Raw genomic sequence first — 22331 nt, forward strand, 5'->3', positions numbered from 1 at the left:
ACCCATGCAGACTCCGTACACGAACGAAACCGCGCTCGAACACGCACGCCGACTCGCCGAAGTCGTCGGGCTCGCCGAGAACCAACTGCCCACCACCGTCTTTGCCGACGTGCTGAACGGGCTCGCCGAGTGCGAGGCGATCCTAGCTGGGATGCCGCAGCAGGAGACGCCTCCTCCGGTCACGAAGCACGTGCCGGAGTGGCTGCCATGAGCGCTGGCGGTGGGACGGCACTCACGCGCCGAAGCTTCGTGAAGGGCGCGGCCGCGGCCGCCGCCGCGCCGTGGGTGCCCATGTCGCGGCAGCCGCGCTGGACCATCCCGCCGGTCGAACCGCAGGACGTCCCGCTCTACGACCTGGAGGTGTGGCAGGCGGCCGATCTGATCCGCCGGCGAATCGTATCTCCCGTCGAGTTGGCCGAGGTGACCCTCGAACGCATCGCGGCAACCGAGCCGCGGATCGAGACCTTCGTGAACCAGTACGCGGCCGACGAGATCATGGCACAGGCGGCAGCCGCCGAGGACGAGATCGCCGCGGGGCGCTACCTCGGACCTCTGCACGGAATCACCGTGGGGCTGAAGGACATCTACCTGACGGAGGGCAAGGTCACCGAAGGGAACTCCGGTCTCTACAGGGGCTTCACCCCCTCCTTCGACGCGACCTCCGTGGCAAGGCTCAAGGCGGCGGGAGCCGTCATCGTGGGCAAGGTGGGCACCGCCGAACTGGCCACTGCGAACCAATGGCCCGCGAAAAACCCCTGGGACTTCGATCGAGTTGCCGGCGGATCCAGCACGGGCTCCGCGACGGGTGTCGCGGCGTCCCAGTTCATGGTGGGAATGGGCACCTGCACCGGCGGTTCAATCCGCGGTCCGGCCGCCAACTGCGGCATCACAGGGCTCAAGCCCACCTATGGAGCCATCAGCCTGCACGGGGTCCTCCCTCTCGCGTGGTCCATGGACCACCCCGGCCCGATGGTGCACAGCGCCCGGGACGCGGCGCTGGTGCTGGACGCGGTGGGTGGCGAAGACCCGCTGGACCCGCACACCCGCAAGGTGGCCCGCTACCGGACCGCCGAGGCGCTCTATTGGGAGCCCCGGCCCAACCCTCTCGAGCGGGTGGTGGTGGGCGTCCCCGCCGAAGACGACTTCCTCATGGGCGTGCCCAACGACGAGCAACTGGGTGCCTTCGGGGAGGCGGTTGAGGTCATGAGATCATTGGGGGCCACGGTCCGAACCGTGCGCACCAACGTGCTCTTCCCCGGACTCACCAGCCTGAGTTCGTTCTACCTGATCATCCGAAGCGCGGAGGTGGGAGCGTATCAGCGGCACAACCTGCTGACCCAGCCCGACAACATGTCCGAGGCCTACCGTTCGCGGGTCGCTTCGGGCGTGCTGATGCCGGGGCACGCCTACGTACAGGCTCAGCGGGTGCGCCGGCACTGGCGCGACCGGTTCCTCACCGTCTTCGATGAATGCGACGTGCTCATTCACCCGGCGGACGACATCGCCGGACTGGTCGAGGGTGAGGATCCCCCGCGTCCCCGGGAGTCGACCGGGAGCAAGACCAATATGTGGAACCTGTCGGGGGCCCCGGCCGTCGCCATCCCCACCGGCTTCTCCGAGGTGGAGGGAATGCCGCTGTCGATGCAGGTGGCGGCCGCTCCCGGGCGAGATGAGATTGCCCTCATCGTCGCGGACGCGTTTCAGCAGGCGACCGGGCACCACAGGGCGCGGCCGGCGTTGTAGGAAGGTCCGTGCGGGCAGGCAGGCGGCGCCGGATCTCCCGCGGCGGCCTCGCGCCCCTTCAGGGCCATCGGTCTGCCATTATGTCAGGTTGGTTCCCTGCGGGTCAGTTGCCAGCCTGTCGCACTAGGCCGAAATGGGGCCGTGCCACACCTTCAATCTGGCATCCTCCCTGGCAAGCCATAGCTTACCAGCGTCCGGGTGCCGCGTTCGACGCGGCGCGGACCCACGGCCTGAATGGATGCGGAAGCTGCGGCGGCACTTGCGTCTTCTCCCCGAAGCACCGAACGCAGCTGACCGGTTTCTCGGTCCAGCACGAGTGCCATGGCGCGGTTGCCGGCTGCCGTCAATTCCGTCCTCCCCTCCGGCCCGGACAGCACGATGCGTTCGAGCGACGCCAGCCATTCATCTTCGAACGGAATTGTGAAGACGAACCCCCCTCCGCCCTCGCCCGTTTTATCGAGTGCAAAGTCCAGTGCGAATTCGGGGGCACCATTGGCGGCGATACCCTCAAGTCGATAGGGGCCGCGGCTGGTTGGCAGTCTCGCCGCCGCGTCAAGCACAAACGCCGGATCGAGACGCAGTTCGCCCTCCGAACTTACACTGCCCCAAAGCAGGAGAACCGTGCTGCCGTCGTTCGCTGCACTTGATGTGGTCTCCTCTTCCGCCGACAGTCGGTGGTCAAGCGCCTTCGCAAAATGATAGTCACTGATCCAGGCCGGGTCGCAGTAGCCCATCAGGTCGGCAGTGTTGGGAGGCACCAAGCGGTTCGACCGGAAATCGTATCCCCACACACCGATCTCGCCACTGGGATACGGATAGTTGGGGTCGGGGTCGAACAACAGACCGCACGGAGCGTGACGCAGGCTCATGCTGTGACCCAATTCGTGCACCATGGGATCGGCCTCCGGCACACCGACGGCGGCAGGGCTCGAAACGTAGGCGAGCCCGGTGATGCCAGCGCCCCCGGGACGAGTTACAGCCCCGTAGTAGTACCCGTCCGCCTCGTCCGTGAGCCTCAACAGCGTGATGTCCTGCAACAAATCGGTCCAGGCTCTGAGCGAGGTCGGGTCGACATCCGTGACATAGGTCTCGCGTACCGCGACATCCACTTCGGTGACCGGAAGAACATTGGTCAGGAGCCGAATCGCGTCGTGGTTGCGTCCCAACGACGAAGCCCAGGCTCTAGCGGTGTTGTCTGGCTTATCTCTCACGACGATGGGCACCACCGTCAGCTTCATACGAGGCACCCGCCTCACGTCGAGTCCCATTCGTCCCTGTTCCGGTAGGCGCATCCGGCTCCCGGCTGCCCGTGACAGGCTGCTGTCCGGATCGATTTCAACCACCATCTCCACTTCCGGTGCCAGCACGGCTGCGGGTACAGTCGCGTGGTAGGATCGATCCAGATTGCCGGGGTCCGCAGCTTCGGGAATCCCCAGCCCCGATACCATGCTCATCTCAACCCGATGCACTTCTTGTCCGTTGGCGAAGAAAGTCGCACGGGCATCAGGCCGGAGCCCGCTCTCGCGGTGCGCAGTGACGAAGACCCGGAGCAAGGCGGGACGGCCAGCGATCAGGGGCACATCGCCGTCGAGATTCTGAGCGGCTTGGGTCAGATGTGTGGCGGCCAACGTAACCAGCAGGGGCGACGAGCAATTCTCTCCTCCCACATGGTGTGTGATCGACCGTAGCCATGCCTGGAATCTCTCTCCTTCCGGCGCACACAGACCACTGTCATCCCACTGGAAGTCGGCGAGCCCATTCAGAGCCACGAGCGACATCGGGAGCGAGCCCGTCTTCTGGTTATTGCCGAGAGAGAGCTCTTGCAGATGGATCAACCGGCCTAACTCGTCCGGCACCCTGCCGACGAACTGATTCTGGCGAAGGTCGAGCCGCCGCAACTCGGTGAGGTCACCGATTCCCGCTGGTATCGAATTCCGGAACCTGTTGCGGGAAACATCGAGCGACCGCAGCGAGGCCAAGTGACCGAGGTCGGCGGGAATGCTCCCGGTCAACTGGTTGGCCTGAAGTTCAAGCCGTTGCAGATCTACCAACTCCGCCACCTCGGCGGGCAGGGACCCTGATAGTCCATTATTGCCAAGCTCGAGCGCGGTGAGGCGGCCTTCGCCGTCCACGGTCGTCCCGTACCAGTTGGATACGGGCAGGTCTGTTGCCCAGTTGGTGTTGTTGGTCCAGTCCTCGCCACCGGTCGCGTTGTAGAGCGCGATCAGCGCGTCACGTGGATCCGTGAAGCAGTCCGGCCCATGATGATAGTAGGGGATATTGCCGAGCCAGGTCTGGAAAGCCGGATAGGTCGGAGCGCAAAGCGCCGTGTCATACCATCGAAAGGTCCTGAGCTGTGAGAGATTGGCAAGTTCGCGGGGCAGCGGTCCCACGAGTTCGTTCGCTTGCAGATACAAGGACGTGAGGTTTCGCAGGTTGCCGAGCTCGGCAGGGACCGATCCCGACAGGCTGTTGTGACCCAGGCTCAGTGTTGATAGCCGGACGAGATTTCCCAGTTTCGGCGGGATGGAACCGGTCAGCTGGTTGCCGTTGAGGAACAGCCGATCGAGGTTGGCCATGTTTCCGAGTTCAGGGGGAATTGGACCCGTCAGTTCGTTTCTTCCCAGGAGCAGCCGTCTCAGACGGCCCAGGCGTGCAAGCTCCGAGGGAATGGGGCCGGTGAGGCTGTTAAGGTTGAGCACCAGCTTTTCGAGGGTTGCCAGCTTGCCGAGTTCGGCAGGGATGGAACCGGTCAGTTGGTTCCCGAAGAAGTTGAGTTCCAAGAGACTCTCGAGGTCGCCAAGTTCGGCAGGGATTGAGCCGGTCAGTTCGTTGTTGAACAGGATCAGTCGAGTGAGACCGGTGAGCTTGCCAAGTTCAGGTGGAATTGGACCCGTCAATTGATTCTCGCTGAGAAGAAGCAACTTCAGATCATCGAGACCGCCAAGTTCGGGAGGTATCTCACCGGTAAGCTGGTTCTCACTGAGGTACAGTGTATCCAGTTGGGAGAGGCGCCCCAGTTCGGAGGGGATGTGACCGGTCAGCTTGTTCCCGCCAAGCCAAAGATTCGAGAGGTTAACCAGGGCTCCGAGTTCGCCCGGAATCGAGCCGGTCAGGTTGCCGTTGCGGTGAAGGAACAGACCCGTGAGGTTCGTCAGGTTTCCCAATTCCGGCGGAATCGAGCCCTCCAGGTAGTTCGAGGACAACCGCAGGTAGGTCAGGCTTGTAAGGTTGGCAAGCTCAGTTGGAATGGAACCCTCGAGACGGTTCGTGTTCACGTCCACATGCGTGAGGTTCGTGAGCCGACCGAGTTCGGGGGGAATGGATCCCGCCAGTTCGTTCCACTGGAGTTCCAGTATTGTCAGCTTGGGGAGATATCCCAATTCGACCGGGATCGAGCCTCTCAGATTGTTGTACTGCAGGCGCAATCGCGTGACTTGTCCCTGCGCGTTGGTGGTAACACCATGCCAGGATCCCAGCGGCGCATCGGTGAGCCAGTTCCGGCTTGTGTTCCAGTTCGGCCCGCCGGCCGCATGGTAGAGCGCAGCCAGAACGGCTCGGTCGTCTACAGCGATGACCACCATCCTGGCGGCCCCCGCAAGGGTGCCACCTGCGAGTTCCGCCCTTACCTCCACCGATCCCGAGGAGATCGCCGTAACGAGCCCGGTCTCGTCCACCGTCGCTACGTTCGGGTCGTCGGAGGACCACGTTAAGTCTCCCATGGAGTCCACGACGGGATGGCCGTTCGCGTCCACCAGTTCCGCCGACAGTTGAAGTGTATCCCCGAGCGCCCGCAGCGTATCGGCAGCCGGCGTGACCTGCACAGCCACGACTTCCTGCTCCACGGCAAACCCAGCGCTGGCGTGGCCCGCACCGGACGTCGCCCGCACGCTGGCACGTCCATTCCCGGCGGCTGTCACCAGTCCACTGCCATCCACGGTCACCACGGAGGTGTCGGACGAAGACCAGATAGGGTGGACGGCGGGGATCGGGTTCCCGTTGGAATCCCTGGCAGTGGCAGACAACCGCAGGGTGTCCCCCAGCGCCCGGAACGCCCCTTCGATGCGGGACAACTGGATGTCCTGCGCCTGCTGGGCGACGGTGACCGCTGCGTTTCCCGAGGGACCACCATCCTGGACGGTCGCCTTGACCGTCGCGTATCCGTTGCTGATCGCCGTCACCAGGCCGGCAGCACTCACCGTCACCACCGACTCGGCGACAGTCGACCACACAAGGGCAAGGCCATGCATGGGCTGCTCGCTCTGGTCGAGCACGGTAGCCGTCAGCTGAACTGTCTCGCCCAGCGCAGCCAGGGTCACCGGCGAGGGTGTGATCTCGACTGAGGCCGGAACGGGCGTTGCCGTCGGTCCGTCGTCCCCGCAGGCGAGCAGCAACGCCGCCAGGGAAGAGAGGAGGCTGCGTGACGTGAGGGCGGAGTCCGGCTTGCTCTGACCCCGGCGCTTGGCAAGGTGGCAAGCGGTCTCTGACATGGACAAGGCAAGCGTCCCTGGTTTCGTATTCCAGCTTGTCTGCGGTGTGCGTCTTCAGGATGCGGCAGTCGAGCCAGGGAAGCCAGATGAAAATACAGGTGTCAATGGACATCGAAAATGTCACACTGTGAGGACCGCCCCGCGGAGAGAGCGGAGCGACCAGAGCGAGCGAGCACGAGGGTTTAGCCGGCCGCCTCCGCGACGGCTCGGTGCCGCTGCTTCAGCTGCGTCGCCCCCACGGCCGCACGAACGTCTCCGGCTCCACCCCCAGCCCGTCCGCCACCCGGGTGATGTAGTTGAAGTACCCGATCACCTGGGTGGCATCGTGGATCGCCCGGTCGTCGAAGCCATGGCCGCGCAACACCTCCAGATCGCCCGCTCCCACTTCCGCCTGCCGCAACGTCAGCTTCTCGGCATAGTCGCACAGCGCCTCGTCCGCCTCGGACAACCCCGCCTCGCGCCAGTCGCGCACGATCGCGTGCACGAAGGCGTCCCGCTCTTCATCGCTCTCGAACAACTCCTCGATCTCTTCCCGGAGATCATGCGCGTGCGCCTGCTCTCAGTAGAAGCAGCCGTTCACCTTCGAGGTGATCACCGCGAGCATCTCGCGGCGCCATCGGTTCAGGGGCGAAGACCCGAACATGAGCGTGCGGTAGAACTGCATGGTGGTCTGCATGACCCTGGGGTTCAGGCTCATCACCCGCACGATGTTCCAGATCCGGCCCGCCCGGTCCCGCGCTTCGCCGTAGAGCTTGCGCAGGAGGCCGGTAGCCTCGGATTCGGATATCTCTCTGATGTTGGACATGGACAGGACTACCTCGAAACCCCTTCGAAGTTGGGATTCACGCCCGAGCGCCGGCTTCGCACCATCTGCGTATCGGCGAATCCGCGCACCAGGCCGATGAAGTCGCCGGTGCTCGCGCGGAACATGGGCCCGCGCCCCGAGTCCGCGCCAACCGGCCAGGCCAGATCGATGCGCGTCGCCCGGACGCTCCCCGCTGGAAATCCCAGGCGCAGCCCGGCGCCGACCGAGGACTTCCAGCCGGTGTCCATGCCGAACGGCACATCGCCCGCCCAGGCCCGGCCGGTATCCGCGAAGAAGGTGAGCCCCAGGTCCATGGACGAGGGGGCGGGCCAACCCAGATCGACGCGGTTCTCCAGCGAAGCCACCACCCGCCGGCCCGCGGGAAAGTCCTCTTCCTTGTATCCCCGCACCACCTCCCGGCCTCCGAGGGTGAGCTGGAACGGGGAGATGGTGTTCCAGCCGCCGGCGGCGGAGACCCGCGCGACCAGCGTCCGGGCGAAGCCCACGCCGGGCTGCCAGTAGGCAAGCAGGTCGGCCTCCGAGAGGATGTCCCTCCAGCGTCCCTCCGCCTCGTCCTCGAACCTCACGCGGCGGGCTTCCGTCTCGGCATTCACCAGCAGCAGCGCCGATGCCGATCCTACACCCCCGAAGAAAGAGACGCGGCCCATGAAGTCGCTCGCGAGATCGGCCTGCGACGCGGGCGACGACGCCTCCTCCGTCGACAGCCCCCGTCCCAGCGGCAGTCGCGGCCCCAGCGTCAGGGACAGGTCGAAGCCCTGCGGAACGCTCTGCTCCCCGCTCACCGCGTCCAGTCCGGTCCGGGTCTCGAAACGCACCTTTCGCCTGGCGAGTAGCAGGTTGAAGCGGGTGAGATCGTGCCCTCGGGTCTGGCCCGCCAGACGCGAGCCGATGCCCGGTTCGTCGTCGAGCAGGTTGCCGAAGTCCAGGCCCCGGACGAGCGACACGGAGTCGGGATACTCGTCGAAGCGCAAGGTCTCGTGCGTGACGCCGAAACCGAGCAGCGTCAGATCGCCCGGCTCTCCGAACCGATACGCCTGGGTGGCTTCGATGCGCTCCCCGAACACCGGCAGGAGGGCATAGCTGTAGTCCAGCGAGGGGTCGAGCACGTACGGAAAGAGCGACTCACGACGATGGAAGCGCAGACGTCCCGCGAATCGCCCCACTTCTCCAACGAAGGGGTACACCAGCATCGCGTCCGTGAAGCCGCCCGAGCGCGTGCGGCCCACGTTGAGGCGCCCGTCCAGCCGCGTGCCGGCGAGGCGCGTGGAGTGCAGGGTAAGCCCTAAGTCGCGCCGCTCCTTGCGCTCCTGATAGAAGGCGCCGATCAGGTTGCCCGAGCCCAGGAAGTTCTCCTCCACCACGCTCGCGCCCTCGAACTGCAACCCGTCGTCGACGGTCACGTCGATCTGGATCTTGGTGGTCCACTCGTCGCGCGTCGTCACCCGCACGTGGCGGGTGCCGTCGGGCTGGGGCTCGGCGACGATGTCCGCGGTAGCGATGAAGCCGAGTTCGCGCAGGATCCTCTCGGACTCCTCGAAGAGAAACGGGTCCGGGCAGTCCCCTTCGCCGAACAGCAGCTCGCCGGCGATGAACCCTTCCCGCGTGTCGACGTGCATGAAGTTCGCGAGCCCGCGCGTCCAGCGCAGGATGCGCGGCTGCGACGGAGGCCCAGGGTCGAAGATGGGCCGGCTTTCGATGATGATGCGCGAGACCGGTCCCGCCTCGCAGGCGACATCTTCACCGGGCAGCTGGGCGCGCGCCGGACTTGCCGCCCCGAGAACTCCCGTTAGAAGGACACCCGCGGACGCCAGGCAGCGGAGGCTGGCAACAGAGAGATCAGGCAAGGGACCGTGCAGAGAATGCGCTCGGAGGGAAGTTTGATCCGGGACCAGTCGGAGACGGACCCGAAAGCTCATCCGTCCGAACACCAGCCTCAAGTGCTAACGCCCGCGCGAGCGCGATGTTCCCGGCCGGCGGCACCCCCGTTGACCCTCGCCCGTTCTCGCGAATAAGATTGGAACCGTTGACTCCTCCGCGCGCCGTCGTGATTCGAGAGGCCCGCGGAGGCTCGTGTTTTGGGCCGCTGACTCTTTCATCCAGCCCGGAGTTCCCCGGATCTCATGACCCTGCCAGCCCTCGACATGTCTCCAGCCCCCTCGCGCACCGCCGTCGAACTCGACGCCCACGGTCTCACCCCCGCGGGGAACATCCACTGGAACCTCTCGCCCGCGCAGCTCTACGAGGCCGCCCTCGCCAGGGGCGAAGGGCATCTCGTGAACATGGGTCCCTTCGCCGCGGTCACCGTCCCGCACACGGGCCGCTCCCCCGACGACCGCTTCACCGTCGAGGAGCCCTCCACGGCCGACCAGATCGACTGGGGATCGATCAACCGCCCCATGAGCGAAGCGCACTACCGGGCGCTCAGGGCCGACATCATCGAATACCTGGACCCGCGCGAACTCTTCGTGCGCGATGCCCACTGCGGAGCCGATCCGGCGCATCGCATCTCGGTTCGCGTGGTCAGCCCGAGCGCCTGGCACACGCTCTTCGTGTACAACATGTTCCTGCGGCCGTCCGCCGCCGAACTGGCCGCCATCCGTCCCGACTTCGTCGTGCTGCACGCGCCCCTGCTCCAGGCCGATCCGGCGCGCCACGGCACCCGCAGCGGCACCGCGGTGGTCGTGAATCTGGCCGAGCGGACCGTGCTCGTGGCCGGCACGCGCTACGCGGGCGAGATCAAGAAGTCCATTTTCTCGTCGATGAACTTCTTCCTGCCCGGGAAGGGCGCGCTTCCCATGCACTGCTCGGCCAACATCGGCGAGGACGGCGACACCGCGCTCTTCTTCGGGCTCTCCGGAACCGGCAAGACCACGCTTTCCGCGGACCATGCGCGCCGCCTGATCGGCGACGACGAGCACGGCTGGAGCGACGACGGCATCTTCAACTTCGAGGGCGGATGCTACGCGAAGGTGATCCGGCTCTCCCCGGAGAACGAGCCCGAGATCTACCGCACCACGCGCATGTTCGGGACCATCCTCGAGAACGTGATCTTCGACCAGGACACGCGCGAGCTGGACCTCGACGACGACACCCTCACCGAGAACACGCGCGCCTCCTATCCCATCCACTACATCCCCGGGGCGGTGCCGGATGGCCGGGGCGGCCACCCGAACAACATCTTCTTCCTCACGGCCGACGCTTTCGGCGTGCTTCCGCCGATCGCGCGCCTGACTCCCGAGCAGGCGATGTACCACTTCCTGTCGGGGTACACGGCGAAGGTGGCGGGGACGGAGCGGGGCGTGACCGACCCGCGCGCGACCTTCAGCGCCTGCTTCGGCGCGCCCTTCCTGCCGATGCACCCGAGCGTCTACGCCCGCATCCTGGGCGAGAAGCTGCGCCGCCACGGCTCGCGGGTGTGGCTAGTGAACACCGGCTGGACGGGCGGCGGGTTCGGCACCGGCAGGCGCATGGATCTTCCGCACACGCGCGCGATGATCCGCGCGGCGCTCGACGGGTCGCTGGACGGGGTGCCGACGCGCACCGATCCGGTCTTCGGACTCGCGGTGCCGCGAGAGGTCGAGGGCGTGCCCGCGCGGGTTCTGACCCCGCGCTCCACCTGGGCCGACCCGGAGGCCTACGACCGCGCCGCCGGCCGTCTGGCGTCCATGTTCCGGGAGAACTTCTCGCGCTTCGCCGACGCCGCTCCGGAAGAGGTGCGGGTGGCGGGACCGAAGTAACGTCGAGCACCGCGGGCCGAGTTCGCGCCCGAATCCGAGAAACCGGCCCGGCCCTCCGTCGGGACAGGGAGCCGAAATGGCGAAGAAACACTGGCTGATGAAGACCGAACCGGGCGTCTACTCCATCGACGACCTGGAGCGGGACGGCTACACCTGGTGGGAAGGCGTCCGCAACTACGGGGCCCGCAACAACATGCAGGCGATGAGCGTGGGCGACGAGGTGCTCTTCTACCACAGCATGGCCAAGCCGCCGGGCGTCGCGGGGCTGGCGCGCGTGTGCAAGGAAGCCTATCCGGATCACTTCGCCTTCGACCCCAATGAGCATTACTACGACCCCAAGTCTGACCCGGCCAAACCCCGCTGGTACATGGTCGACGTGGAGTTCGTGGAGAAGTTCCCCGAGGTCGTGTCGCTGAAGGACATCCGCCAGGTGTCGGCCCTGAGCGAGATGGTGCTGGTGAAGAACTCGCGCCTTTCGGTCCAGCCGGTGCGCGAGGAGGAGTTCGAGATCATCCGGGCGATGGGCCGCGGCGGAGGCTGACCGCCATCCGCCGGCCCCGGCGTCCCATTGCGCCATTGCTCCGCCCGCGCGCGCGACGGTAAACTCCCCGCATGTCTCCCCGGAACGCGCCCACCCTGATTCGCGACCCGATCTGGGGTTCCATCCGGCTGGACGCGACCGCCACCCGCATCACGGACGCCCCCGCCTTCCAGCGGCTGCGCTATATTCGCCAGCTCGGTCTCGCCCACTTGGTCTACCCGGGCGCCACGCACACCCGCTTCGCCCACGCGCTCGGCGTGTACCACCTGGTGAGCACCGCCCTGCGGAGCCTGAGGAAGCGGGAATCCCTCCCCGACCGCGTGTGGAGAGGCGCCGGGCTGGTGCCGTACGCGGGACTCCTGCACGACATCGGTCACTACCCCTTCTCGCACGCGCTCGACGACCTGCGCGGTGACGATCATCCGGGCGACCACGAGGCGGTAGCGGGGCAGTTTCTGGAGTCGCCCGATGTGCGGGAGGCGCTGGCCGGCCTGGGACCCGGGGCCGGCGCCGAGATCGGCGCACTCATCCGCGGAGAGAGCACCGCTCCGCTGAGAGGCCTGGTGCACGGCAGCCTCGACATGGACAAGCTGGACTACCTCAAGCGCGACGCACGCTCCTGCGGGGTTCCCTACGGCGAGGTCGACGTCGAGCGCCTCCTGCAGGGACTGGTCATTCTCCAGGATCCGGAGAGCGGCGCGTACGAGGTGGGGGTGGGCGAGAAGGCGGTCAGCGCGCTGGAATCCCTGCTGTTCGCCAAGTACCAGATGTTCCGCAACGTGTACTGGCACCACGCGGTGCGCGCGGGCACGGTGCTCTGCGCGCGCATCGTCAACGACGCGGTGGCCGCGGGGCTGGTCGAGGGGCGCGAGCTGGCCGGCCCGACGGACGACGAACTCCTGCACCTGATCGGCCGCCGCGCAGAGACCCGCGGCGGACCCGTCGCCGACCGCATCCGCCGCCGCTGGCTCCCGGCCCTGAGGGGGCGGCGTCTCCCCAAGCGCGCCGCCGAGCTCACCGCGGCCGACCTGGGCGACCGGAGCCTGCCGCCCTGGATCGAGGCCCCGGGCCCCGAACGCCGCCGACTCGAGGACCAGCTCGCGGAGGGGCTCTCCCTGGAGCCCGGCGAGGTCGTGATCGACTTCCCCTGCAAGCCCGCCATGTTCCAGCTCGACCTCTTGGTGCGCCGGCGCAGCGGGCGCGCCGAGCGGCTCGGCAAGGCCGGCATCCCCGGCGTCATCGACCTTCCCAGGGTGGCCCGCGAGCTCTACCGCACCTCCCGGGTGCTGCGCGTCTTCACCTTCGAGAAGAGGTCTCTCGCGCCCGACGAGGTCATCGGTCTGATAACCGAAGCGTGAGCAGACCAACCGGTGGGGCTCATGTAACCGCCCCGGCCTTCCAGGCGTAAGGAACCCGGTTGACGGTGGGGTTTAGGATGCGTGGCACGTCAATTCGGAGTTCTGGACAATTCCGGGAATCTTATTATCATTCAGGGCTGCGGATCCTACGCCTCGCGCGCGGGTATGCGGGGCCGATACAAAACGCGATTCCAGCGCGCCAACGGCCGCCGGAGCCGATAAGGAGATCTTTTCAGAATGCCCGCCACGCTGCGAAAGAAGGTGGTTCGTCGAAAGAAAGTGGTTCGTCGAAAGAAGGCGGTTCGTCGGCCCAAGAAGCGCTCGACCAGCCTGCTCGTCGGTTTCGACACCGGAGTAGAGGAGCAGAGTGCGCTCGACCAGTACCTGCGCGACGTCAGCCGGCACGAGCTGATCACCCCGGACCAGGAGAAGGAACTGGGAGCCCGGGCTCAGCTCGGCGACGAGGAGGCGGTGCAGGAACTGGCGCGCGCCAACCTGCGGTTCGTCATCAGCGTGGCCAAGAAGTACCAGAATCGGGGGGTATCGCTTACGGACCTGATCCAGGAGGGCAACGTCGGCCTGGTGACGGCGGCCCGGAAGTTCGATCCCGAGCAGGGCGTCAAGTTCATCAGCTACGCGGTGTGGTGGATTCGTCAGGCCATCCTGGCCTCCCTGGCCAACCAGGGCCGCTCGGTGCGCGTTCCCCTGAATCGCGCCTCCGACCTCGCGCGCATCTTCCGCGAGAAGGAGCGTCTGCGGCAGGAGCGCGGCCGCGAGCCCTCCCCCGAGGAGCTTTCCAAGGCCACCCGGCTCACGCCCGAACTCATCGAGTCGCTCCAGACTCTGAACGCGGCCGAAATCCGTCTCGATGCGCCCATCGGCGACAGCGAGGATTCGCAGCTCGTGGAGCGGTTTCTGACGGAAGAGGCCACCGAGCCCGAACTGGGGGTGGAAGCCCGGTTGCTGGCCGAGTCGGTCAACGTGGCGCTCACCACGCTCGAGGCCCGCGACGCCAAGGTGCTGCGCCTCTATTTCGGGCTGCAGGGCGAGCGGGAGCACACGCTGGAGGAGATCGGCAACATGCTGGGGGTCACGCGCGAGCGCATCCGCCAGTTGCGCGATCGGGCGCTGCGCCGCCTGCGGGACGGCGAGAAGGGATCCGCGCTGGAATCCTTCGCCGCGTGACGTCCGGGGTGAGGCGCTGCCTCGCACCCATCCCCCCCCACCGCCGGGGGTCCCGGTCCTCCGCCCCACCCGTCCGGGTTCAGCGCATGGCGCGCCGGTGACCCCCATCGGACAGGTTCACGAGGCGGTGGGCGGCGTCTATCGCGTCGAGCTCGACGACGGCACCTCGGTCGACTCCCATCTCCGCGGACGCCTCAAGGCCAAGCCCTGGAAGGGGGGCCGCGTGGTCATCGGCGATCGCGTCAGGGTGGCCCTGGACGGCGGCGACGCCACCGTCGAGGAGGTGCTCCCGCGCACGACCGCCTTCCTGCGCCGGGGGTCGTACGGGCGGACCGCGAAGGTGATGGCCGCCAACCTCGAGCGGGTCGTCGTGGTGATGTCCGCCCGCGACCCGGATATCAGCCTGGGCTACCTGGACCGCATCCTCGCCGTATGCGAGGCCAACGCGCTTTCCTGCACGCTGGTGATCAACAAGCAGGATCTGCCGGGAGCTCGCGCCGCCTCGGAGCCGGTGCGCGACCTCTATCGCCGGATCGGCTACGAAGTCGTCCTCACCAGCGCCGAATCGGACCTCGGTCTCGATCGGCTGCGCTCGGTTGCCGTGCGCGGCATCTGCGCTCTGGTGGGTCCCTCGGGGACGGGCAAGTCCAGCCTCCTGAACCGGCTCGACCCCACGCTGGGCCTGCGCATCGGCGAACTCAGCCGCAAGACCGGTACCGGCCGGCACACCACGGTGACCAGCCGCCTGCTGCGGCTCTCGGACGGCACCCTGGTCGCGGACACCCCGGGGTTCGGGGACGTCGGCCTGTGGGGTGTTCCGGCGACACGACTTGACCGATGTTTCCCGGAGATCGGGGCGCTCGGGGACGGCTGCCGATTCCGCGGATGCAGCCATGTGCACGAGCCCGACTGCGCCGTTCACGAGAGCGTCCGTTCGGGCGAGATCGCACAGAGCCGCTACGCGCACTACCAGGCACTCCTTGAGGAGGCCGATTGAATGCGCCGGAGCGGGGAGCGTTGGCATGGGCAGCCGGACGAGTGGCGCCGCGGACGGCGGCGACCGCCTGCGGGGTGGACGCGATGGTAGACGAGAACCGGTTTCGGGACGTGATGAGCCGCCTGGTGACCGGCGTGGCGCTGGTCACCTGCCGGCTCGACGGTTCCGTGCACGGGCTGACGGTCAACGCAGTCAGTTCGGTTTCACTGAACCCGCCCCTGGTCCTCGTGTGTCTCGACCGGCGCGGCAACTCGCACGACCCCGTCATCGCCTCGGGAGCGTTCGCGGTCAGCGTGCTGGCGAGCCACCAAGAGGAGATGGCGCATCGCTTCGCGCGCGGAACGCACCGCGAGCGGTTCGCCGGAGTCGAGTTTCGCGACAGCTCGTCGGGGAGCCCGGTGCTGCCGGACGCGCTCGCTTGGCTGGACTGCCGGGTCCGGGCCGTGCATCCCGCGGGCGACCACTCCATCGTGGTGGGTGAAGTGCTGGGGTGCGGGGCCGGAGAAGGCGATCCGCTGGTGTTCTTCCGAAGCGAGTACGGGCGATGATGGGCATGGGCACGACGGTCCGCCGGACGCATCTGGCGGCGTTTCTGATCGGCGGCGTGATGGGCGTCATGGCCGAGATGGCCGCCGGGCTGATCCTCTACGAGGGAGCCGGACTGCTGCGGGCGACCACCGTCGTCCTCACCACCGAGGCCGCCGCGGCCGGGGCGGGGCTGCTCTTCGCCACCCGCGTGCCTGCCGATGAGATCTCCCGGCACCTGCGACGACACCTGCACCTCACGCTGGTGTCGCTGGGGCTCGCCGGCATCCTCACCTCGCTGTGGGGCTACCTCGGCGGCCTGTCGGACGTGCCGGGCGGACAGGCGGCCGCGCTCGCCCTGCTGGCGGCGCTTCCGCTGTACATGGCGGGATCGGTGCTCGGGCTGGTGTGCCGGGCGGGCAGCCGCGATGCGGAGGGGGGAACCGTGGCCGGGGGAGGGCCCGCGCTGCTGGGCGCCGCGACCGGATTCCTGATCTACGGACTCCTTCTCGTTCCCCGCCTTGCGCCCCCGGTACTGGTGCTGCTTTGCATGGCCGCGGTGTCGGGCGCGGCCCTGCTGGTCGGTTCCGCCGTGACGCGCGCGGCGGACCGGGCCTACCGGGAGAGAGACGGAGTGGATCCTGACGCGGCGGCCGGGGAAGAAGATGCGGCGGGCGCGGCCCTATTCGAGGACCGACCTTCACCACTCGAACCAGCGGGAAACGCGGAGTCATGACAGAGACCAGGGACAACAGACACGGAAGATGGACCGGCAACACGCGCCCGGCGGCCTATGCCCTTCTTGCGACGGTCGCCATGGCGGCATGCGCTCCCCAGGGCGGCGGCGGACGCCTGAACGTGCGCACGCTGGAGGTGCGGGCAATCAGCGCGGACAGCATGGTGTTCGAGGGCGCCGCCATCGATTCCACGTGGACCATCCCCGGGGACGATGTCCGGGAACTGACCCGTTCGCTGGTGCTGGAGCCGGGCGACGGGTCGGATACCCCGAACCCCCTGGTGGATGTCGCCCTGCGCGCGCTGGTCACGGGCTACCAGTTTCTCCCGCCGGGCGAGCTCCCGGGCGACATGCAGAGCACGCAGGAAACCGCCAACGGACTCCTGGAGATCGCCCTGCAGCAGGGAATCAACTTCAGGGCGATCGTGGTCACCAACTACAGCCGGGGCGAGGACATGGCGTGGCGCGGCACGGCGAACTTCACGGACCGCATGGTGTGGATCGACAGCCGGGTCCTGCCTGCGGACACCCTCCGGCTCGCTCTGGAAGGAGACTACGAGGATGTGCGCGATGCCGCGGGCGGACAGCAGGCCGTCCTGCGCGCCGAGGGCACTCTCTCCGTGGCCACCGCCGGCGAATACACGGTCGAGCTGACCGAGCGCGTCGAGATCACGGAAGTGTCGGCCGAGGGCGTGGCACGGATGATGGGCGGGGTGAGCGCGACGTTGGAGCCGCAATGAGTTCCGGGGGTCAGTGAGCTCCAGGAGTCGGTGGGTTCCGGAGGCCAGTGAGTTCCGGGGAGTCGGTGAGTTTCGGAGTCCGGACTAAGTCCGATTAGTTGGACTAATCCATTCGTCGCAGCAGCAGACTCCCCGTTTCGTCGACCTCCGCGCGCCACCCGGACGGAATCCAGGTGGTCGAGCTGTACTCGAGGACGAGGCCCGGACCCGCTAGCGCGTGTCCGGCGCGCAGGTCGCGCCGCCACCAGCAGGCAGCGTCCCGGACGCGGCCGCCGGCGTGCACCCGGGCGGTGCGGGCGGGCGGGCTCGCCTCGGCGGCGGATTCGAGCGCGGGCGGGTCCAGGGACAGGCCGGGGGCCCGCGCCACGACCCGCAGCGTCACCGCCTCCACCCGGGCGTCGTCCTGGCGGTAGCCGTACCGCTGCGCGTGGGCCTGGTGGAATCGCTCCACCCAGCCATCCGCGACTACCGGGAGCTCGTAGCTCTGGCCCAGGTAGCGGGCGTCCACCCAGCGCTCCACGGCCAGCGACGCGCGGCCATGGCCTTCTTCGGCCATGCGGGTGGTCGCGGTCTCCTCCAGCTCGGCGAACACCTCGCCGAGCTGGGCGTCGCAGGCGGCGTCATCGTGGGCGACGAGCACCGTGCGCGAGACCTCCTTGGTGACCGGCGCGGCCAGCATGCCGTAGGCGGACAGAAGTCCCGGGTCGGGCGGGATCATCGCGCCGGCGGCGCCCAGGCGCTCGCTCAGCTCCGCCACGTGGAGGCCCCCCGCCCCCCCGAACGCGACCACCACGAAGGCGGCCGGGTCGTGGCCGCGCTCCACCGAGATGACGCGCAGCGCCCGCTCCATCGAGCTGTTGACCACGGCCAGGATGCCGGCCGCCGCGTCCTCCATGGTGGATCCCAGACGGCCGGCCAGCTCCGCCAGGGGCTTCTCGACGGCGCCCCGGTCGAGGGTCGCGCTCCCGCCGAGGAAGCCGTCGGCGGGCAGGCGGCCCAGCCACACGTGGGCGTCGGTGACGGTCAGCCCCTCGCCCCCGCGGCCGTAGCAGATCGGCCCCGGCGCCGCGCCCGCGCTCTGGGGACCCACCCGAAGGGCGCCGCCGGGGTCCACCCGGGCGAGGGAGCCGCCGCCGGCCCCCACCGTGTGGATGTCGATCACGGGGATGGCGGCCGGCTGCCCCCCGATCGTGAATTCCCGGGTCCGCAGCGGCCGCCCCGGACAGAGCGACACGTCGGTGGAGGTGCCCCCCATGTCGAAGGTGACGATGTCTCGGAAACCCGCTCGCCGCGCCCAGGCGAGCGCCCCCACCACCCCGCCCGCCGGCCCCGACAGGACGGTGTGGACCGGCTCCTCGCGCGCCCGCGCGACCGGCAGCGCCCCCCCGTTCGACCCCATGATGCGGATCGCGCGCGCGCCCGCCTCCTCCTCCAGCCGCCCGAGGTAGCCCGACACGACCGGCGCGATGTAGGCGTTCACGACCGTGGTCGAGGTGCGTTCGTACTCGCGGTACTCGGGCAGGATCTCCGAGGACACCGACACCAGGTGGCCCGCCGCCCGCAGTCGATCCGCCACCGCGGCCTCGTGCGCGGGATCGGCGTAGGCGTGCAGCAGCGCCACCGCCCACGCCTTCGCATCACGCGCCGTGAGCGCCTCCACCTCCCCCGGATCGAGCGCCTCGATCTCCTCCCCTTGGGGCCCCAGCCGCCCGCGGATGCCCACCCGGTCGGCGCGCGCCACCAGCGGCGGCGGCCGGTGTCCGGCCAGGGCGTAGAGCTGCGGGCGGTTCTGGCGCCCGATCTCGATCACGTCCTCGAAGCCCCGGTTGGTCACCAACACGACGCGCGCGCCCTTTCGCTCGAGCAGGGCGTTGGTCCCGACGGTCGAGCCGTGCACCATCAGGAAGGGTCCGTCCTCGTCCATCAGCCGCCGCACCCCCTCCAGCACCGCCTCCGAGGGGTCCGCCGGGGTGGAGGGCACCTTCAGGGTGGAAACCTGCCCGCCGCGGTAGAGCACGAAGTCGGTGAAGGTCCCGCCCGTGTCCACCGCCAGCACCGGGAGGCCGGACAGCCCGTCCGGCGCCCCCTCGTGGCCGGAGATCTCGCCAACCGACACCGATGGTCCCTCCAGGGTGTTGCTAGGCATGGGCGGGCGCATCAGCTTCGGTCGCATGAATCCTGGCCTCTCCTTCGAGCGCTTCCGCGACCTCGCCCGGTCCAGCCGTCTGGTGCCGGTGTGGGCGGAGCTGCTCTTCGATGTGGATACGGCGGTCACCGCCTACGCGCGGCTGGCGCGGCCGCCCTGGGGTTTTCTGCTGGAGTCGGTGGTGGGAGGCGAGCGCTGGGCGCGCTACAGCTTCCTGGGGACGGATCCGGCGGCGGCCTGGCGCCTCCACGGCGGCAGGGCTACCTGGTGGACGCGCAGCGGCGGATGGCAGCCGATTGATACCGACGACCCCCTCGCGGACCTTTCCCGGAGGCTTGCGGCGTACCAGCCCGCCGACGTCCCGGAACTCCCCCGCTTCTGGGGAGGCGCCGTCGGCTATCTGGGATACGACGTGGTGCGCCAGCTGGAGCGGCTGCCGAACGCGCCTCCGGACGGCCTCGACATCCCGGACGCGGTGTTCATGTTCACCGACGTCGTGCTCGCCATCGACAACCTGCTGGGGCGGGCGAACGTCATCGCCGCGGTGCCGGTCGCGCCCGGGATCGGGGAGGAGGAGCTGCGCGCCCGCTACGAGCGCGGGCTCCGGAAGGTCGCCGCCATCATCCACTCCCTGCGCACGGCCCCCGCGCCTCCTCCCATGGAACTGCTCCCCGAACCCGCCTCCGACCCCCGGTTCGAGAGCAGCATGAGCCGGGAGGAGTTCGAGGGCGCCGTTCAGACGATCCGCGACTACATCTTCGCCGGCGACGCCTTCCAGGTGGTGCTCAGCCAGCGGCTCGAGATGTCGCTCGCGGGGTCGCCCTTCGAGCTCTACCGGGTGCTCCGCACCCTCAACCCCTCGCCCTACCTGTATTTCGTCGAGCTGGACGGCGTGACCCTGGTGGGCAGCTCCCCGGAGCTGCTGGTGCGGGTGGAGGACGGCGTCGTGACCGTGCGCCCCATCGCCGGGACGCGCCCGCGCGGCGCCACCCCCGAGGAGGACGCCCGCCTGGCCGCCGAACTGGCGGCGGACGAGAAGGAGCTGGCTGAGCACCGCATGCTCGTCGACCTGGGACGCAACGACGTGGGCCGGGTGGCGCGCTCCGGCACCGTGCGGGTCTCGGAGCTGATGGCGGTCGAGCGCTACTCGCACGTGATGCACATCGTCAGCAGGGTGGAGGGAGACCTCCGGGAAGGGCTCACGGCGCTGGATGCGCTCCTGGCCGGCTTTCCCGCGGGAACGCTCTCGGGAGCGCCCAAGGTACGCGCCATGGAGATCATCGACGAGCTGGAGCCCGTGCGCCGGGGTCCCTACGGCGGCGCCGTCGGCTATCTCGCCTACGGGGGCAGGACGATGGACACCGCCATCGCCATCCGCACGCTGCTGGCGGCGCGGGGGAAGGCCTACGTACAGGCGGGGGCCGGGGTGGTGGCGGACTCCGATCCCGCCGCCGAGTACGAGGAGACCCTCAACAAGGCGCGGGCGCTGCTCAGGGCGGGAACGATGATATCGGGGGCGGATTCGGACGACTGAGCCGCTTCCCGCACCTGTCCGGCACGCCCCCATCGCGTAGGAGCCCGGCCGCATCAGGGCGCGCACCTGGCGCGCTCAGGCTGCGAAGGCGCCGCTCCCCAGCTCCTCCAGCAGCGCGGCGAGGGCGACGATGCCCTTGTCGAAGTTCTCCAGCGGGAACCACTCGTCCGGGGCGTGCATGTTGGCCCCCGGGAGCGCGAACCCGAGAAGGAGCACCGGCGCCTCCAGGATGCGCTCGAACTCGCCCACGATGGGGATCGAGCCCCCCTCCCCGGTGAGCACCGGCCGCCGGCCGAACGAGCGCGCCAGCGCCCGGCTGGCGGCGTCGATCAATCCACCGGACACCTGTCCGCGCCAGGGCATCCCGCCGTGCAGCTCCTCGATCTCGACCCGGACTTCCGGGGGCACCACGCGCGCGATGTGGGCCCGCAGGAGCTCCGCCACCCGCGCCGGATCCTGATCGGGAACCAGCCGGAAGCTGACCTTGGCCATCGAATGCGCCGGCAGCACCGTCTTGGCGCCCTCGCCGGTGTAGCCGGAGAGGAGGCCGTTCACCTCGCAGGTGGGCCGGATCCAGAGGCGCTCCAGGGTCGAGTACCCCGCCTCGCCCGACAGCGCGGCAACGCCCACGCCCTCGCGAAACTCCTCGTCGTCGAACGGCAGCGCGCGAATCTCGGCGCGGGTCTCGTCGCCCCAGTCCACGACGTCGTCGTAGAACCCGGGGATCGCGATGCGCCCGCTGTCGTCGTGTAGCGTTCCCAGGATGCGGGCGAGCGCCATCGCCGGGTTGACCACCCCGCCCCCGTAGCTGCCCGAGTGCAGATCGCTGGTGGGTCCGTGCACGGTGATCTCGAAGTAGGCCAGGCCGCGAAGCGAGAAGAGCACCGAGGGCAGGCCGGGCGCGAACATCGCGGAATCGGAGATCACCACCACGTCGCACGCCAGCCGCTCGGCGTGCGCCTCCACGAACGGGATGAGGTTGGGCGAGCCGATCTCCTCCTCCCCCTCGGCCAGCACGATCAGGTTGACCGGCAGCCGGCCGTCCGCGGCCAGCAGCGACTCCGCGGCTTTCACGTGCAGGAAGAGCTGCCCCTTGTCGTCGGCGGAGCCGCGCGCGTAGATGCGCCCGTCGCGCACGTCGGGCTCGAAGGCCGGAGCCGTCCACAGTTCAAGGGGCTCCGCCGGCTGGACATCGTAGTGGCCGTACACCAGCACGGTGGGCGCGTCCTCCCCCGCCCCGCGCCACTCGCCGAGCACCACCGGGTGGCGCGGCGTCTCCAGAATCTCGGCCTCAAGGCCGATGTCCCGCATGCGGTCGCGCAGCCAGCCGGCAGCGTGCCGCGTGTCTCCGTTGTGTTCCGACTTGGCGCTGATGGAGGGGATGCGCAGGAAGTCGAAGAGCTCCGCCAGAAACCGGTCCAGGTTGGCGGCGGTGAACTGCTCCGCAGGCGTCACATCCACCCCCGGATGCCCCAGCGGTAGGTCCAGGACATGACCGCGGCGAGCACGACCGCGCCGATCATCCCTCCCGCGCTGAGCGCCACGGGATCGTCGAATTCGAGGATGCCCACGCCCAGCATGCCGCCGATGACCGCGCCGAAGGCTCCGAAGACCGCCAGCAGCCAGGTGTGGCCCGCGCTTTCCTCGGGCCGCTTCACCACCACCTTCATCATCAGCCCGATGAAGGCGCCGATGACGATCCACACGCCGACGCCGATCCAGTTTTCCATGGCGTTATCCCGAACCTCGTTGAGGGAGTTCGTCGAGCGGCGA

General features: G+C 68.5%; 18 protein-coding genes. 11 read left to right on the forward strand and 7 right to left on the reverse strand.

What is annotated here, in order from left to right; translation table 11 throughout:
• Positions 1 to 4 precede the first annotated feature (4 nt).
• Both OXU32_11575 and OXU32_11580 read left to right on the forward strand, forming a co-directional pair.
• Positions 5 to 211, forward strand: a complete 207-nt coding sequence (locus tag OXU32_11575; protein MDE0074590.1) for a hypothetical protein — start codon at positions 5 to 7, stop codon at positions 209 to 211.
• Positions 208 to 1743 carry an amidase gene (locus OXU32_11580; protein ID MDE0074591.1) on the forward strand — a complete coding sequence of 512 codons (1536 nt, stop codon included), beginning with the start codon at positions 208 to 210 and terminating at the stop codon, positions 1741 to 1743. Before OXU32_11575 ends, OXU32_11580 begins: the two co-directional genes overlap by 4 nt.
• A 152-nt stretch (positions 1744 to 1895) precedes the next feature.
• Here OXU32_11580 and OXU32_11585 read toward each other — a convergent pair whose 3' ends face one another.
• From OXU32_11585 to OXU32_11600, 4 genes are all read right to left on the reverse strand, one after another.
• The gene (locus OXU32_11585) at positions 1896 to 6233 is read right to left on the reverse strand and encodes an Ig-like domain-containing protein (GenBank protein MDE0074592.1); all 4338 of its coding nucleotides are present in this window, start codon (positions 6231 to 6233) and stop codon (positions 1896 to 1898) included.
• Positions 6234 to 6453: 220 nt separating this feature from the next.
• Positions 6454 to 6750: a peroxidase gene (locus OXU32_11590; GenBank protein ID MDE0074593.1), complete on the reverse strand. Its 297-nt coding sequence runs from the start codon at positions 6748 to 6750 to the stop codon at positions 6454 to 6456.
• 42 nt (positions 6751 to 6792) lie between these two features.
• Positions 6793 to 7038, reverse strand: coding sequence for a hypothetical protein (locus OXU32_11595; protein MDE0074594.1), 246 nt, complete (start codon positions 7036 to 7038; stop codon positions 6793 to 6795).
• Between the two features lie 8 nt (positions 7039 to 7046).
• Positions 7047 to 8903: a BamA/TamA family outer membrane protein gene (locus OXU32_11600; protein MDE0074595.1), complete on the reverse strand. Its 1857-nt coding sequence runs from the start codon at positions 8901 to 8903 to the stop codon at positions 7047 to 7049.
• 276 nt (positions 8904 to 9179) lie between these two features.
• On the opposite strand from OXU32_11600, the gene pckA reads away from it, so the two are divergent.
• From pckA to OXU32_11640, 8 genes are all read left to right on the forward strand, one after another.
• Positions 9180 to 10796 (forward strand): phosphoenolpyruvate carboxykinase (ATP), encoded by a 1617-nt coding sequence (gene pckA, locus OXU32_11605; protein MDE0074596.1) that lies wholly within the window; start codon positions 9180 to 9182, stop codon positions 10794 to 10796.
• A gap of 76 nt (positions 10797 to 10872) precedes the next feature.
• Positions 10873 to 11337: an EVE domain-containing protein gene (locus OXU32_11610; protein MDE0074597.1), complete on the forward strand. Its 465-nt coding sequence runs from the start codon at positions 10873 to 10875 to the stop codon at positions 11335 to 11337.
• Positions 11338 to 11408: 71 nt separating this feature from the next.
• On the forward strand, positions 11409 to 12695 hold the full coding sequence (locus tag OXU32_11615; GenBank protein MDE0074598.1) for an HD domain-containing protein: 1287 nt from the start codon (positions 11409 to 11411) through the stop codon (positions 12693 to 12695).
• 237 nt (positions 12696 to 12932) lie between these two features.
• Positions 12933 to 13880 (forward strand): RNA polymerase sigma factor RpoD/SigA, encoded by a 948-nt coding sequence (locus OXU32_11620; GenBank protein ID MDE0074599.1) that lies wholly within the window; start codon positions 12933 to 12935, stop codon positions 13878 to 13880.
• 97 nt (positions 13881 to 13977) lie between these two features.
• Positions 13978 to 14877, forward strand: a complete 900-nt coding sequence (gene rsgA, locus OXU32_11625; protein ID MDE0074600.1) for a ribosome small subunit-dependent GTPase A — start codon at positions 13978 to 13980, stop codon at positions 14875 to 14877.
• Positions 14874 to 15425: a flavin reductase family protein gene (locus OXU32_11630; protein ID MDE0074601.1), complete on the forward strand. Its 552-nt coding sequence runs from the start codon at positions 14874 to 14876 to the stop codon at positions 15423 to 15425. The genes rsgA and OXU32_11630 overlap by 4 nt, the downstream gene beginning before the upstream one ends.
• A gap of 5 nt (positions 15426 to 15430) precedes the next feature.
• Complete coding sequence (locus tag OXU32_11635) at positions 15431 to 16138, forward strand: hypothetical protein (protein MDE0074602.1); 708 nt, start codon at positions 15431 to 15433, stop codon at positions 16136 to 16138.
• Positions 16135 to 16878 (forward strand): hypothetical protein, encoded by a 744-nt coding sequence (locus OXU32_11640; protein ID MDE0074603.1) that lies wholly within the window; start codon positions 16135 to 16137, stop codon positions 16876 to 16878. Before OXU32_11635 ends, OXU32_11640 begins: the two co-directional genes overlap by 4 nt.
• A 103-nt stretch (positions 16879 to 16981) precedes the next feature.
• Here OXU32_11640 and OXU32_11645 read toward each other — a convergent pair whose 3' ends face one another.
• Positions 16982 to 19051, reverse strand: coding sequence for a hydantoinase/oxoprolinase family protein (locus OXU32_11645; protein MDE0074604.1), 2070 nt, complete (start codon positions 19049 to 19051; stop codon positions 16982 to 16984).
• On the opposite strand from OXU32_11645, the gene trpE reads away from it, so the two are divergent.
• Positions 19050 to 20558, forward strand: a complete 1509-nt coding sequence (gene trpE / locus OXU32_11650) for an anthranilate synthase component I (protein MDE0074605.1) — start codon at positions 19050 to 19052, stop codon at positions 20556 to 20558. The genes OXU32_11645 and trpE overlap by 2 nt on opposite strands.
• A gap of 75 nt (positions 20559 to 20633) precedes the next feature.
• Here trpE and OXU32_11655 read toward each other — a convergent pair whose 3' ends face one another.
• Positions 20634 to 22013 (reverse strand): dipeptidase, encoded by a 1380-nt coding sequence (locus tag OXU32_11655; GenBank protein MDE0074606.1) that lies wholly within the window; start codon positions 22011 to 22013, stop codon positions 20634 to 20636.
• Positions 22010 to 22288 (reverse strand): hypothetical protein, encoded by a 279-nt coding sequence (locus OXU32_11660; GenBank protein ID MDE0074607.1) that lies wholly within the window; start codon positions 22286 to 22288, stop codon positions 22010 to 22012. Before OXU32_11660 ends, OXU32_11655 begins: the two co-directional genes overlap by 4 nt.
• Positions 22289 to 22331 lie beyond the last annotated feature (43 nt).

It is taken from the genome of Gammaproteobacteria bacterium (assembly GCA_028819075.1).
Classification (GTDB): Bacteria; Gemmatimonadota; Gemmatimonadetes; order Longimicrobiales; family Gaopeijiaceae; genus BD2-11.